At 41.9% G+C, this 14,955-nt stretch carries 12 protein-coding genes and 1 pseudogene; 2 read left to right on the forward strand and 11 right to left on the reverse strand.

Annotated elements, in window-relative coordinates:
* Window positions 1–2: 2 nt before the first annotated feature.
* Entirely contained in the window at window positions 3–443 is a 441-nt protein-coding gene (locus HQN87_RS21890) for a DMT family transporter (RefSeq protein ID WP_173137643.1), read from the reverse strand.
* A gap of 260 nt (window positions 444–703) precedes the next feature.
* Here HQN87_RS21890 and HQN87_RS21895 point away from each other — a divergent pair, with 260 nt between their 5' ends.
* The gene (locus tag HQN87_RS21895) at window positions 704–1,597 is read left to right on the forward strand and encodes a LysR family transcriptional regulator (RefSeq protein WP_173137645.1); all 894 of its coding nucleotides are present in this window, start codon (window positions 704–706) and stop codon (window positions 1,595–1,597) included.
* A gap of 852 nt (window positions 1,598–2,449) precedes the next feature.
* On the opposite strand, the gene HQN87_RS21900 is transcribed toward HQN87_RS21895, so the two are convergent.
* From HQN87_RS21900 to HQN87_RS21920, 5 genes and pseudogenes are all read right to left on the reverse strand, one after another.
* Window positions 2,450–3,073 (reverse strand): TetR/AcrR family transcriptional regulator, encoded by a 624-nt coding sequence (locus tag HQN87_RS21900; RefSeq protein ID WP_173137647.1) that lies wholly within the window; start codon window positions 3,071–3,073, stop codon window positions 2,450–2,452.
* On the reverse strand, window positions 3,070–3,510 hold the full coding sequence (locus HQN87_RS21905; protein ID WP_173137649.1) for a MarR family winged helix-turn-helix transcriptional regulator: 441 nt from the start codon (window positions 3,508–3,510) through the stop codon (window positions 3,070–3,072). Before HQN87_RS21905 ends, HQN87_RS21900 begins: the two co-directional genes overlap by 4 nt.
* A gap of 34 nt (window positions 3,511–3,544) precedes the next feature.
* Window positions 3,545–3,859 (reverse strand): annotated as a pseudogene (locus HQN87_RS21910) (methyl-accepting chemotaxis protein); the annotation flags it as partial.
* Entirely contained in the window at window positions 3,804–4,727 is a 924-nt protein-coding gene (locus HQN87_RS21915) for a HAMP domain-containing protein (protein WP_173137651.1), read from the reverse strand. The pseudogene HQN87_RS21910 and the gene HQN87_RS21915, both read right to left, overlap by 56 nt.
* A gap of 244 nt (window positions 4,728–4,971) precedes the next feature.
* A complete protein-coding gene (locus HQN87_RS21920; RefSeq protein ID WP_254075607.1) occupies window positions 4,972–6,522 on the reverse strand; it encodes an NAD-dependent epimerase/dehydratase family protein in 1,551 nt (516 codons plus the stop codon).
* Between the two features lie 156 nt (window positions 6,523–6,678).
* Between HQN87_RS21920 and HQN87_RS21925 the strand changes: the two genes are divergently transcribed.
* Window positions 6,679–7,233: a TetR/AcrR family transcriptional regulator gene (locus HQN87_RS21925; protein ID WP_173137653.1), complete on the forward strand. Its 555-nt coding sequence runs from the start codon at window positions 6,679–6,681 to the stop codon at window positions 7,231–7,233.
* On the opposite strand, the gene HQN87_RS33060 is transcribed toward HQN87_RS21925, so the two are convergent.
* From HQN87_RS33060 to HQN87_RS21950, 5 genes are all read right to left on the reverse strand, one after another.
* Window positions 7,200–7,439 carry an alpha-L-rhamnosidase C-terminal domain-containing protein gene (locus HQN87_RS33060; RefSeq protein WP_173137655.1) on the reverse strand — a complete coding sequence of 80 codons (240 nt, stop codon included), beginning with the start codon at window positions 7,437–7,439 and terminating at the stop codon, window positions 7,200–7,202. The two genes, HQN87_RS21925 and HQN87_RS33060, sit on opposite strands and share 34 nt — an antisense overlap.
* A gap of 60 nt (window positions 7,440–7,499) precedes the next feature.
* Window positions 7,500–8,921: a cellulase family glycosylhydrolase gene (locus HQN87_RS21935; protein ID WP_173137657.1), complete on the reverse strand. Its 1,422-nt coding sequence runs from the start codon at window positions 8,919–8,921 to the stop codon at window positions 7,500–7,502.
* A 40-nt stretch (window positions 8,922–8,961) separates the two neighbouring features.
* Complete coding sequence (locus HQN87_RS21940) at window positions 8,962–11,241, reverse strand: beta-glucosidase (RefSeq protein ID WP_173137659.1); 2,280 nt, start codon at window positions 11,239–11,241, stop codon at window positions 8,962–8,964.
* A gap of 26 nt (window positions 11,242–11,267) precedes the next feature.
* Complete coding sequence (locus tag HQN87_RS21945; protein ID WP_173137661.1) at window positions 11,268–14,108, reverse strand: alpha-L-rhamnosidase; 2,841 nt, start codon at window positions 14,106–14,108, stop codon at window positions 11,268–11,270.
* Between the two features lie 78 nt (window positions 14,109–14,186).
* The gene (locus HQN87_RS21950) at window positions 14,187–14,924 is read right to left on the reverse strand and encodes a helix-turn-helix domain-containing protein (RefSeq protein WP_173137663.1); all 738 of its coding nucleotides are present in this window, start codon (window positions 14,922–14,924) and stop codon (window positions 14,187–14,189) included.
* Window positions 14,925–14,955: the final 31 nt, after the last annotated feature.

The following is a 14,955-nucleotide window of genomic DNA, read 5'->3' on the forward strand; positions in this document are numbered from 1 at the left end:
ACTTAAAATTTCTGAACGACAAATACACCGACTATGACTAACAGCGCCCCCAATAATCGAGGAATGTTCAAGGTGTGCATTGTTGTTCCAATTAATCCGAAATGGTCGATAATAATAGATACAATAACTTGGCCGGCTAAAACATAGCCCACCGTTGCAGCTACACCGATTCTTGGCATCAAGATTGTTGTGGCCAAGACGTAGAAGGCGCCCAACAGTCCACCAGTCCACATCCACCATGGCGCTTCTAACCACTCTTTTTTGACCAACGATCCTTTGGCAAAGAACGAGATGAGTATTAAAGAAATAGCTCCTACGGTGAACGAAATCGCTGAGGCAATAATTGGAGAGCCGACAACCGTCCTTAGTTGAGAGTTCACGCTAAACTGAGTAGGTAAAGCCATCCCAGCCAATAATGCAAATATCATGAAAAAAATGGCCATAATTGTTTTCCTTTCACTATATAAGTACTACTCAACAATCCATTACAACTTCAATTCTTTTGACTAAACTTCTGTGTAAGTCCTCCTCCCAAAACGAACATATTGAGTATGAAGTACTGAATAACTCAGCCGTTAACAATTATCCCTGGAAATCTAAAGTGGCGAATTATTATTGATTATTCGTGAACAATCCGAGTATAATTTACGCAATGTGATAAGTAAAATTAATATTCAGTATAGGGGGTATACTAAAAACTGATATGGATATCAATTTTGAACTATATAAAATTTTTTATATGACTGTTAAAGCTGGGAGTATGTCAAATGCCGCAAAGGAATTATTCACTTCACAATCTGCGGTTAGCCAATCTATTAAAATTTTAGAAAGTAAATTAGGGTCACAACTATTTTATAGGGGGCCGCACGGAGTTACACTCACTTCAGAGGGTAAGGTACTTTATAGCTATGTTGAGCAGAGTTATGAATTACTACAAGCAGCACAACGGAGATTTGATGAGTTCAATAATTTGGATGCAGGTGAATTGCGAGTAGCTGTAAGTAGCGCAGCTTGTAGTAACTTTTTTATGCAATATCTAGAGACATATTCACTGTCATATCCTAACATTGATATATATATAAAAGATCAATCCACTCATACTACGATTAAGCAACTTGAGTCAGGTGAAGTTGACATAGGCATCATCAATCTAAGCGGCAAACAAGATACGCTTAATGTGATCGGAGAAATTGAGATACAAGATTGTTTTGTAGTGGGTGAGAGATTCAAGAAACTTTGTGAAACGGAGATCTCTTTGAAAAAGTTAATTGATGAATATCCGATTAATTTCTTGCAAAAAGGGCTACACACACGAAATTACATTGAAAATGTTCTTGCGTCATATAACCTAGAAGTAAAACCAAAGGCAGAATTAAGCACAATGGAACTACTTATCGAGTTTGCTAAGAAGGGCTTAGGTGTATCGTGTGTAATAGAGGATTTTGTCCAAAAGGATGTTAATCAAAAAGAGTTGTTTGTCTTACCTATTATAGAGAAAATACCCAAGAGATATTTGAGCATAGCCATTAAAAAGAATCTTCCTTTAACCTCTGCCGCTCAGAAATTTATTGAACTTTTTCAAACAGATCTAATATAAACAAAACTTAGAACAAGATACACCTGGAGGTATATTCTAGACACCTATTCGAACTTAAATTAGTACTCTTCAACTGTAATTCATTAAACTAACCTGTCCATTAGCCTAATGAATAGTGTGTAATCGGTACAAGTTCGTGTCCTGCAGCTTCACGGTAACGATCTACAGGAGTAAGAAGGATCCCAGGCTTTTTTTATAAATGAAGGTAACTGAAAGCCCTTGATACAACCCATTATTGACAAACAATTCAAGTGTTAAGTATCTTTCACTTATAAAATGGGTATGGTGGGTTGGATGGTTTTAGAAGTTGATGATTAAGAACAGTTTGATTCTCATGCAGCATTCTACGCTCAACTTGGCGAGCATTCCGATCGACAATACGGATTAAGGTGCCGTCTGTATTATAATTAATTTTCATCATATCACCCTGAAGCGACGTCCGATTTCATTAAGTACGATTTGTTCAACTAAATCAAACACTTTAACGATTTGTCCAGAATCTAATTTTTCCGTACGAACCGTAAAATCTCCCTGTTTTCATCAAATTCCATAAAAAAAGATCGAGATAACTCCTCTCGACCTCTTTCTACTCCCTAGTGCGCTGCACCAACCACAGATGATACTACTCTGGTCCATTAGATTAACATCTTTATAAGTGTAGGAATGCCACCAAAAAACATGCAAACCAATGCATAAACATACATGTGATTTTTCATTTTAAATGAGAAAATAAAGTTCAACTGGCATGTACCCCACTAATATTTCATTTTAAACGAGAAAAAACGCTATTGGGGATTATACAGCATTTATGCATAATATACTTTCACAAAATCAAGGATTTTAATTTCAAAACTAGAACCCGGTTTTTAAATAGTCAAATATATCATCTATATATTCCCAAATTAATACGGCATTTAAATATCCATTAGGATCTTGCCCTGGGAGCAGTAAATTCTTTTTATCGGCAAATAAAGGAATAATGGCTGCAAATATCACTCCAGCAAGAAGTTGGATGTACACGGTAGAATATCGGTCATGGAACAAATCATTTAAAATATGCTCAGTATTTACTTGGGCCTCATAAATCACTTTCAGCACATAGGGCTGGAGTGCTGAATATCTTCTAGATAGAATCACAAACTGGTTTGTTTTCAAAATCAGGTCTTCTGTAATCAGTATTTTGGCAATATGGTACATCACTTCAAGTGGAGAAGCTTTTAAAGGCAAACCTTTAATTTCGTCCATGAGTCGATCGTATTTGCAGGAAGTTATAACCGCCTTAGCTACAGCTTCCTCCTTGCAGGAGTAGTAATTTGCAAAGGTTCTCCGGGAATAACCTGAGCGCTGAACAACATCCTCAATAATGAATCCATCCATTCCTTTTTCTATGGCTAACTCATATGCTTTTTCTGCTAATATTTTCTCTGTTAATTCTTTTTTAATCTTCCGTAAATTCCGATTCCTCTCCGCCATCATTTACTATCCAAAGCATTCTTCTTGTTTAATCGCACCAGCTCTTCCAAGAGACTCACCAATTGTACTTGGCTTTCCGGAATAAGCTGGTTAAGGTAACTTTCCACAACAGTTCGTCGTTCAGAAAGATATTTCCCACACGCTTTGTATCCCTCAGCCGTGACTTCAAGAGAGACGAATCTGCGATCCCCCGATTCATGTATTCTCTTGACATAACACATACTTTCAAATTTATTAATTAATATTGTAGCTGAGCTTTTAGATATTTTTGCAAATTTAGCTACCTGACCTAGCGTAACATGTTCACTTGAGCAGATATAAATTAATACTGACCACTCTCGTTGTGTTAACAATGGATTCAGCTCTCCAAGAGCTTCAAAAGTAAGGTCCCGATTGATCAGAGTCCAGATCGCTTCAAAACGTTCTGAAATCTTCTCCATGTAGCATTCCCTCCTTCTCCTCACTAATTAGACTTTATATGCTGTAATTGTAGTCTGTAACTCGACAGCCGATTCTCATAATAGAGATATTTATGGTTCTGGACATAATAGTTTCGAATGCAGCATTTGCTTCCATAATAGAGGATTCTGTCTCTTCAAGCTGATGCTGACCCAGTTCCATTTGATTTACTGTTGTTATCATGTTCGCCTGTATACTGGCGACAATTTCCCAAATATGATTTGATGAATGAGTTACCTGCTGCGCAAGTTTCCGGATTTCAGACGCAACGACTTCAAAACCTCTTCCCTGTTCTCCAGCACGGGCCGCTTCGATACTTGCGTTTAGCACAATCTGTAAATGTAATCTTCAACTCCTGAGCATGTTCATGCACTTTCTCAATTAAACTTTTTCCATTCAGTGAATCCCGTTCTGATGAAATCGAATTATCTGCAACAATAGATGTAGAAGTAGTAATTTGTGCAACTCCCTTTGCCATTTCTTCGACAGCCTGAACGCATTCTTGAGTATTTTGAAGCTGAGTATGCGCTCCGCTCTCAATCCCTTGTATGGATTGATTGATTTCATCTATCAAGCGTTTCGTATCTTCCATTGAATGAGACAGTTTATCTGTAGAATCAATAACCTGAAGTGTGGTACTTTGAGAAGCTCCTACGAAATGAGCCAAATTCCGCCTCATTATTTCAAAAATTTCTGCAAGTGTACCAAACTCATCCCGTGAATGAATATGAATTTCTTCTGTTAATTTACCTTCTGAGATCACACTTGCTGCACGAATCAATCGCCGAATCGGGCCTGTGATTGACTTTGCAAAGAAGAAACAAAGTACAATAACGATAATTACGATTATTGATTGAAAAATCATAGCTTGCTTAAAAGCAAGCCAGTTTGACTCTACAGCATTGTTCAACCCCGTTTGAATTTGCTCTGTTTCATTATTTTTCAGTTGGGATATCAATAGGGTGATCTCTTCACCAGCTTTACTGTCCCCTCCTTCAAATTCTTTGAACAGGGGCTGATAATTAGATAATGTCTGCTGCAGTTCACCAGCAATCAACGAGGATTGAAGTTCATTATCCTTTATTTCAATAATCTTTTTGCTTTGATTACTGATCGTTAAATTAAGAAAAACAATTGTAGTAAGAAAAAGCAGCACCACAACACCAAAGGACAAAAAAATCTTTTTACCAATTTTCATAACTATACCCCTCCGCGGCTGCTACAGGACCAACCTCTGAGCTAACCATTCTCTTCATATTTATAGAAATTCTCATTTAATAATATGGAGTTGAGTACTACAAAAATAGTATAAACGAAAGAAATATAGTATTTTTTCAACTTACACTCCATCGTTTTATTCTTGACTGCAAACTGGAGGAAGCCAGAAATTGCGAAGAAAAGCCTGCCCCGCTAAGGACAAGCTTTTAAGAGCACTAATAATGTTACTTTTTCTCAGCGTCTAATTCCGATACGATTTTCTTGTACTCACGTCCGTCTGTCTCACCTTGAAGCGGGTACCAGACTTGAGCAAAGAACGGTTCACGCTTCGCGCGTTCTTTGTAGTTCCAGCTTTCACGTTCACACTGAGGGCAGAAATGCCCGCCTTCAAGTACTAGTTTGGGGCTGGCACTAAAGGTATGGCCGAAAGCACATTTAAAATCAAGCTTCCGGGTCCAATCACCTGTTGTCATATCAGTTGAGAGGCATTCTCCGCCGCGGAATTTTGCAGCACCTTTTAGATCTTCAAGATTTAATTGCTCTGCCGGTTTATTCTCATCATAACCGTGATCAAGCTTGATGGCTTTTTTCCAATCCGTAAACCCCTTAACCTCAGATAGCTTGTCAGGAATTTCTCCCCAGTTTTTCTTACTACCCCAATACGCATCTATTTTCTCAGTGTCGTTGTCTTCAATAAAACGTAACGTTCCCCGTGCTTTCACAGCCTGCTTTTTCATTGTCCGCTTAATCATCGAACCCATAAACCTCTGTCCTCCGGGAAGCTTTGTGATAACTTTTGCAACTGGTACAAGTGATCCCAAATTATCAAGATAGCTCTGATAGAAATATTCCACTGAGTCCCGGCGGAAGTGAAAGTATTCCTCCAGCTTGTCGGAGTCAAGATAATATTGTCCGTGGAAGTTTCGGGTAGCATACCATTTCGGATCTATTACATAATCAAGATTAGTAATGCCAAGCTTGCCATACAGCACCCGGTACATCTCAGTCGTGCTGATACGGCAGCTTTCACCACCGCCAATATTGTAAACATGCTGCCAAAAGCCTTTATTCAGTTCTCCATCAATATCCTTGATGCAAAGGTTACGCATTAAACGCCCTGAATCCCGATCAGACACATATTCCAGAACATTGTCCAGACAGTTATGGAACATGATGGGGTCTTGAATTTTGCTCATCGCCGGACCCATGATACCTGTCTGGCGGAGGCTTACCCAATAGCTCAGACCTGATTCAATTACCATACGTTCGGCGGCAATTTTCGATACGGCATAGTAATCATAAACACTTGGTTTTAGGGGGTCACCTACACGCCCCCAGTGGATCGGCGGCATTCGGTCGCCCGTTTCCGCAATTGTGCCGATATTTACGAAACGAGTTACATGGGCACGGCCGCTTTCTATAATAGAATCAATAATATTTTTTGCTGATCCATAATTTATCTGCATAGCCCGTTCAGGAAATTCGTCAGCTGCGGGGGATACAAAAGCCGCGATATGAAGTATAATATCGGCGTCCTTTACACAATCATAAACCAGGCTGCGGTCGAGCAAATTACCGTAGACTACCTTAACTCCTTGTAGTCCCTCATATTCTTTCAGCTTTTGACGGCTGTTTGGATTGTCTAAATCAAAGAGCAACAGCTCACATTTGCTTAGATCATTCTTCAATAACTTCAACGTTTCACCGCCCATATTACCCGCAGCACCCGTTATCATAATGCGTTTTTTCTTCGCCATGTTCTTCACCCACATCATTAGTTTATTGACAAATCCATCGTCTACCTTCAGAATACAGACACAGTGTCTATTTTACAACCACCAGTTGATTATGAGATTGATGTAATCTAGACAGTCATACTGAATATGTCGATTTCAATAAAAATTCATTAACCAAAAGGAGTTGATTTTGTGATGAATCAGCGTGAACGGCTAACTAAATTACTTCTTAAGCAGAGCCTGATTAGCTTGCTCCAAGAGAAAAATATAAGCCAAATCAGTGTAAAAGAGTTATGCGCAAAAGCAGACATCAATCGTTCTACTTTCTATCTGCATTTTGCAAATGCGTATGGGCTGCTAGAGTATGTAGAGCAAGAGATCATTACTAGTACCAGGGAATATTTAGATAAAATTGAACCTAGCGATAGCGGGGCTACTTATATATTGGCGTTTTTAGATTATATTAAGAAAAATGATGATCTTTTTACCGTTATGCTGATTAAATCAAATGATAACGTTTTGTTCCCAAAACGTTTACTAAATGAGATTTTAATGAACATCGACAGCCAGCTCCAACTTAATGTCCCCGAAAATATGAAACGCTTTACCTATACCTACCTGGTTAATGGAAGCTTGGCGATTATCCAGGAGTGGATACGCGACAGTTACTCCTTATCCAGCCATGATCTGGCACAGCTTATATTCTCTTTGGCCGATCATTCTTTAGCAGCATTTAAGTCTGCAGAATAAAAATATTCGTTATACGGACAAAACTTCTTATCTCGGATACAGGCCATAGCTAACCTAAGAATCAGCTCAGGCAGTTGAACCTGGGGAATCCCCGTTTCCAAGTTCAACAGGTCCTGTCTCCAGTTCACCCGGATTGTGCCGTGCACACTCTCGTAAGAACCGCTGGCACTATCAAGTCCACAGATAAAGTCGGGTTTGAAATACATGAGAAACTCAAGAGGCTGGTAAGGACAAGCCCTTGACCAGCCTCATATTCACACTATTAACTACGACCGAATCAAAATATCAAGAATACCATCCTCATCAGCTGTTACAGTAACGTAACCACCTGACCCTTGAGGTACTTTAGCTATTTTTACATACGCTTTTGCGGAAAGTACAATGTCTTCCTCACTAACATCCGATAAACCGGGTATGTAGAAGACCGTTTCTCCATTCTTACGGGCTTCCCACTTAGCCATAAAATGTTTACTGCTGCTATTGTAATGATAGGTCAAAAGATTGCCAGCCACCTGCACAGGGTAACCGCGCTCCAAGCTGGAGAAATACGGATCATTCTCCATACCCGGACGATAAACCCAATACGCGCTGCTCCACAAATAGGCCTCTAGAATGCTATTCATATGCTCAATCAAGTCATTGGTAAACGGTTTGCTTGGAAATGCCCCCCATTCCCCTACGATTACCGGCAAGCCCAATTCTAGCTGAGAAATACGCTTTTGTGAGAAGATGTGATATACGTTCTCTTTGTTAAATGCATCATACCGGTCGGAATCAGTAACAGCATCGTAGCCATGAGGTGTATATACTTGCTGAGTATCCCTGCTTCCGTCTGCAGAGGAGAGAGTTGTGATTCCTGTTGGAACGAACGAGCTGCTGTAAATGTTACCACCGGTGGCAATAGGGATAGTACATACCTTGCGTACAGCTTCCGTAATTCGATTATAAAAAGGCATCAATATTTCACGGTCGAACCTCATGAACTGCTCACTCAAAACTTCCTTCATGATCGTCTGCTCTTCCATCCCAGCCAACTGCATATTATTCGGATCAAAGCCGGGGTTCACTTCCATAATTTTTGCTATAGCCATGCCGAATGCCTGTGGGGCTATACTACCCATAAAAGGTTCATTCATGGGCTCGAAGCCAATGATATTAGTACACGAATGAAGCTTACGCGCAAGGTGTTCCCACATCGTAGCATAATGATCCAGCAGACCTAATCCATCAGATGCCTTCGCGTTGGCCCAGAAGTTGTCGGCAGCCCTGGCAATTGCCTGGCTTGACGTATACGCCTCATACCACATCGTACAATTTTCCGGATGGTACAGCCCCTCGTCAAGCGTAGCCCAGTCTGGAGCACCATCACCATACTTGGCCCCGAACAGATCCTGATGCATGTCCAGCAGAATATATACGCCCAGTTCGTCGGCTCTACGAATAACCTTCTCCACGTGATCCAGATATGCATCGTCATAGCTCCCGGGCTGAGGCTCTACTCCATCCCAGAAAATACCCAGCCGAACCAGATTGAATCCGTGTGAAGCATAGTACTCCAACAATTCCATGGTGTTCGGCTCCAGATAACCCTGTGACTTTTCCTTGCAGACGAGATTGATGCCATTCATAATGACCTGGTTTCCATCTTCGTCAACAAAATGCATACCCTTTACTAACAAACGTTTCATTGTATATCCCCTTCCGTCTATTGTTCAAAAACGGTTATGTTCAAGCCTGCTCTGTCCGAACAGCGTTGTTAAACTGAGCAATTAGCCCAGTAAGTCCTTCTTCTGTAAGCGCCCCATTAGTAAACGGCAGCAGGGCACGAAGCGGAAGATAACGCATCATAGCCATCATCATATCATTAGATACGGCATCAGAAGTTTGATCCGATGACGGTGCCATGCTTTGCATTTGCTCAAGAACGGGCATAGTTGCCGGATTACTCATAATATCCCCCAAGGTTGAATTGCGGTGAAAGACCGGTACAATCTTTGTCGTAGAGTGAACTGTTAAGGTGTTTTGCAGCCGGATATCCTGTGAAGAGCTGCCTACCAGCACTTGAAATTCCCCAGACTCAACATGCCAGTCCGCAAGCTCTACATTGTAGTAGGCAAAACTCCGCTTATCCAGCTGGAACGTTACAGTTTTCTCTTCCCCAGGCTCCAGAGCAACTTTAGTGAAGCCTTTAAGTTCTTTCATTGGCCTAATCATCGTAGAATCAACATCCCGGACATACAGCTGTACAACTTCTCGACCGAATACCGCCCCAGTATTCTTGATATTAACGCTTACGTTCACCACATCTTGATCCGTTAGCTCATAGCTGTCCATGACCAGGTCAGAATATGCAAATGATGTGTAGCTTAAACCGAATCCAAAAGGGAACAGCGGCTCTATTTCTTTCATCTCGTAATAACGGTAACCCACAAATATTCCTTCACGATATTCTACACGATCTCCTTCACCCGGGAAAAACGGATGGGCTGGTGTGTGCTTAAGGTTTCCCGGGAAAGTCTCTGCTAGCTTTCCGCTTGGATTGGCATCACCAAAGAGTATATCTGCAATTGCCCCCCCCACTGCCTGACCGCCCAGATAAGCTTCCAGTACAGCATTTACCCTATCCATCCATGGCATTACAATTGGTGCACCATTGCTAAGCACAACAATTACGTTTGATTGGACAGAAACGATTCCTTCAATCAATTCAAGCTGGTTGGCAGGCAAGTTCAGATGTGTTCGATCATATCCTTCCGATTCATAACGGTCAGGTAAGCCAACAAATAGGATCGCTACATCGGACGCGGCAGCTATTTGTTGCGCTTCTAAGACTAGCTCATCATTGGTTGTGTCTAGATCTAACTGGTACCCCAGGGAAAATTGAATCTCAGCGCCTATAGCTGATTTCTCGATCTCATTCTTTATATTATCTAGACTCGTTGGGTTAATATGGGAACTTCCCCCGCCTTGATATCTGACCTGTTCAGCCATCTCTCCGATGATTGCGATTTTACCCGACTTAGCGAGCGGAAGGAGATTATCGTCATTCTTCAACAGAACAATGGTCTCCTGAGCCACTTCCCTGGCAAGCCGATGGTGAGCCTGCTTGTCGTAAGAAGCATTAGGCTTTTGATTATCGGCAGCCTTGAATATAACAGTTAAAAGACGTTCTACGGCTTGATCAAGCGCTTCAGAAGATAACTCACCACTTTTCACCGCTGACACAATCTTTTCCTGACCAATACCAAGACTGGAAGGCATCTCAAGTTCCATGCCGGCACTTACACTATCCGCAGCTTCATTTACTGCGCCCCAGTCCGATACGACAAATCCCTCATGCCCCCATTCTTCCTTCAGAATACTTGTAAGCAGAGTCTTATTCTCTGAACAATAAGTCCCATTTAACCGATTGTAGGCAGACATGACGGTCCAGGGCTGTGAGCTTTTCACAGCCATCTCAAAGCCTGTTAAATAGAGCTCACGAAGTGTTCTCTCGTCCACCACTGCATCTGTTGTCATTCGGCGATGTTCCTGATTATTAACTGCAAAATGCTTTAGGGATGCACCTACTCCTTGGCTTTGAACTCCAGAAATATGAGCGGCTGCAAGTTCTCCTGTTAGATAGGGATCTTCAGAGAAATATTCAAAATTCCGTCCGCACAGCGGAGAACGCTTAATATTAGCTCCGGGACCAAGAACAATAGAAACCCCTTCAGCTTGAGCCTCTTCACCAATGGCATCGCCTACTTTGTGAATAAGCTCACGGTTCCATGAGCTTGCCAAACCTGCTGCTGTCGGAAAGCAAGTAGAGGCCACGCTCTGGTTAAGTCCGAGATGATCCGCTTCTCCGGCCTGCTTCCGCAGGCCGTGTGGCCCATCAGTCAACATGATGGACGGGATGTCTAGTCTGTCAATGGCTACTGTTGTCCAGAAGTCTTTTCCTGAACACAGGCTTGCCTTTTCTTCAAGCGTTAGCTTTTGTACAATTTCCTTAATGTTTCTTTTCAAGTTTACTACCCCATCTCCGTATAGTTTTAGTTATTAGCTTTAGAGAGCTCAGCCAATTTCGCATCCAGGTCATCTAGCATTTCTGCTTTCATCGGATAATAGGCCGATAGATCTCTTAGCGATGCTTCCCCGATCGAACCCTGTAAAATGCTTGGATCCAGCTCCATACCATGTGGGAGCAGGTTTGCTATTAACGTTTTTGCTTCTGTGTGGTACAACAATTCAATCAATGGAGTATGTGTACTCAGTGCAGTAATGTAGCTCTTTGTCGGCGTATAATGAATCATATAATGACCGCTTTCCAAATCCAAATAAGCCTCATCACCTTGCTGTGTTCCCGTTATTCCGCTTGTTTCAAGGCTCATATTATTAATAGTAAGTAAAGATATATCTGCGCGAGGCAGGCGAACTTGAGCAATAGAGTTAAAGGGAATTTCAAATACAAAGTAGAGATTTCCTGTGTTGTCAAATGACCACTCGCTCCGGTAAGTTCCAGCCGCAGTTTGAACGCAGGCTTTAGCCCATTTCAAACGGTTATCCGGTTGCGGTGCAAGCAGAGCCTGGCGGAAGCCGGGAGATTCTTCAAGCGGGTTGATACCAGCCACCGTCCGGTACATCCACTCGGCTATCGCACCATATGCATAGTGATTTAGTGAATTCATTCCTGTACTGCTGATTGTGCCATCTGCCATGATTGAATTCCAGCGTTCCCAGATTGTTGTAGCTCCCAGTTTAACCGCATAGAGCCAGCTCGGGAAATCATCATTTAACAGAAGCGTGTAGGCAAGATCATTACTGCCATTAGCGGACAGCGCATTTGTCAAATAAGGTGTTCCAACAAATCCTGTTCTAAGATGCTTACCGTCCGTTTTTAGCCGTTTGCGAAAAGAATCAGTTACTCTTGCTTTATACTTTTGAGGCACAATGTCCATGTACAACGCCACCGCGTAAGCTGTTTGAGTATCTATTGCCAAACGTCCATTTTTAGAGAAGAATTCATCTTCCATCGCTTTCTTTACTGCTTCGGATATACCCTCGTAATATTTATAAAGCTCTGTTTTACCAAGGACCGTTGCTGCTTTTGCTACGATTAAAGAGGAATAACGATAATACGCAGAAGCTATAAATTCTGTATCCGTCCCTCCCATTGGTGACTCCGGATCTGGACCATCCAGAGCGAGCCAGTCTCCAAAATGGAAGCCTGTCGTCCACAAGCGTCGTGCTCCTGATTCTTCGTCAGCCCGAATAATGAAATCAACCCATGATTTCATACTCTCAAACTGCTGTTCTAGAATTGCTTTGTCTCCATAGTGAAGATATACGTTCCAAGGAATGATCGTCGCAGCATCTGCCCATGCACTTGAGCCGCCTCCTTGCACGTTTGTCGCAGGTACGACCATCGGCACCATGCCCCCGCGATCCTTCTGCTCCATCGCCATATCGTAACCATACTTAGAAAAGAACGCATACGAATCCATGTTAAAGCATGCTGCCCCTGAAAATACCTGTGCATCCCCAGTCCAACCCATGCGTTCATCGCGTTGTGGGCAATCCGTCGGTACATCCAGGAAGTTACCTTTCTGACCCCAGAGTGCATTCAAGAACAATCGATTTACGAGTGGGTCACTCGTCTCAAAATGACCGGTTGACTCCAAATCAGAATAAACAACACAGCCGGTAAAGTCGTCTATATTGATTTCCCCTGGCCATCCTTCAACCTTAACGTACCGGAAACCGAAAAAGGTAAAGACAGGTCGCACTACTGCCTGTGAACCATCAGCTGTATAGACATATTCGGCTTTTGCAGTGCGCAGATTGTCGCGGTAAAACTCCCCCTTCTGCATTACCTCGCCATATTGAAGCCTGATTACTGTTCCATGAGGTGCCTTCGTACGAAACTGTAGCCAGCCTACCATATTTTGGCCCATGTCCAGCACTGTCTCGCCAGATGGAGTACGGATTACCTCTACCGGTTTAATTTCCTCTTTCAAGACTACTGGTAAACTCAAGCGTTCGGTCAACCGTTCAAATCCGAGTTCGGCTTCGCGCACATTAAATTTTTCAGTAGAATTGAATGTCGCGTCATATACTTCACCGTCGTACAAATTGCCCTCTCTGATTTTGCCTGGAGCTGCAGTCCAATTGTTATCAGAGCTGATCACAACTGTTGTCCCGTCGTTATAGGTAACTGCAATTTCACAAATGAGGGCAAACTCCGATCCATAAAGCTCTGAAGTATAACCCTCAAATCCAAAGCGGCCTTTGTAAAGTCCATTTCCAAGGCATACTGAAAGTCTGTTTTCTCCTTGTGTTAATAACTCCGTAATATCATAAGTCTGATACTGCAGCCATTTTTGATAGGCATTGAAATGCGGTGTGAAATATTCATCACCGGCCTTTAAACCGTTAATCTCCATTTCATACAAGCCTAAACCGCAAACGTATGCGCGTGCAGCTTTCACTTCACTGTGCAAATTGAAATGATGATGAAGCACCGGATGAATATCTTTATCCATTTCAGGTACAATCCATTTGCCGGTCCAAGGCTCATCCCGCTTTGCAGTTTCAAACCAAGCTGCTTCACTGACAGCATAATCACCATTATCTGCCCAAACTTCAACTTTCCAGTAATAGCGTGTTCTCGGTTTTAGTTCAATTGGAATTTCAAAAGCTAAATTGTCAATGTCGATACTCTTACCACTGTCATAAATAACGGTTGAAAATGCTTCGTCCAATGCTACTTTAATTCGTGCAGCTACTTGTTTCTTAGCCTCTGTTTCGCTCACAACATAAGAAATACGCGGGTTATTTAGTAAAAACCCAAGCGGGTTGACTACGTGATTTGTTTTCATCCGTATAATTTTCATAATGTTTTGCCTCCTGTACCGATTTAATTTCTCTTCAAAAATAACAAGAACATCAGCAAATAAATATATGAAAAAACGTCAAAATAACGAATCGAGCTGACGGAGCTGACGAAATGCAGCGGGAGTCATTCCGCAATACTCCCGAAACAATCTATAGAAGTGATACATATCGTATATACCAACATACTCCGCGATCGTTTGAACGTTTAGACTGGTAAACATTAAGAGGCCACAGCTATGCCGGATACGGATTTCCTGCAAAAACTGCTTATAGGTTCTCCCAGTAAGTGCTTTGAATTTCCGCTGAAACTGACGTGTGCTCATTGCCACCTGTCTGCTAATTTCGCCAACAGAAGTCCTGTTCATAAAGCTGTTCCCTATAAGATGAAGAGCTTTATGAATTGTCAGGTTGTCTTCATCAAATGTTTGTAATTCTGCTCTTTTAGGTGCAGAGAGAAGAAACTCCATAAAAGCTGTCCATATTGAAACAAAGCCAGTGCTCATAATTGAATTCGCTTCTTTCTGATGATAGGACATAAGCTTGAGTAGTTTAACAAACTCTTCTTGGTGCTTTTTTAATATTTTCCATTTCATAGGTAACAGAGGAGCCGCCTCCCCCAGACTTTCCGTACAATGTATATTCTCAAGCAAACAAAACTGAGGTTTGCTCTCAACTGCTCGAGAGAGCTCTGAACCTGTCAAAGGAATGACATATAATTCTCCCGGGGCTACTTTAATATTGGTAAACCCCAACTCCAGTTTGCCGGTCCCCTCAATAATGTAAGTAATGAACACATAGGACGGATAGTTGTTCATACAGACGCCCCTTTACCTTAATATTAATAAT

This window comes from Paenibacillus tritici (assembly GCF_013204885.1).
Classification (GTDB): domain Bacteria; phylum Bacillota; class Bacilli; order Paenibacillales; family Paenibacillaceae; genus Paenibacillus_AQ; species Paenibacillus_AQ tritici.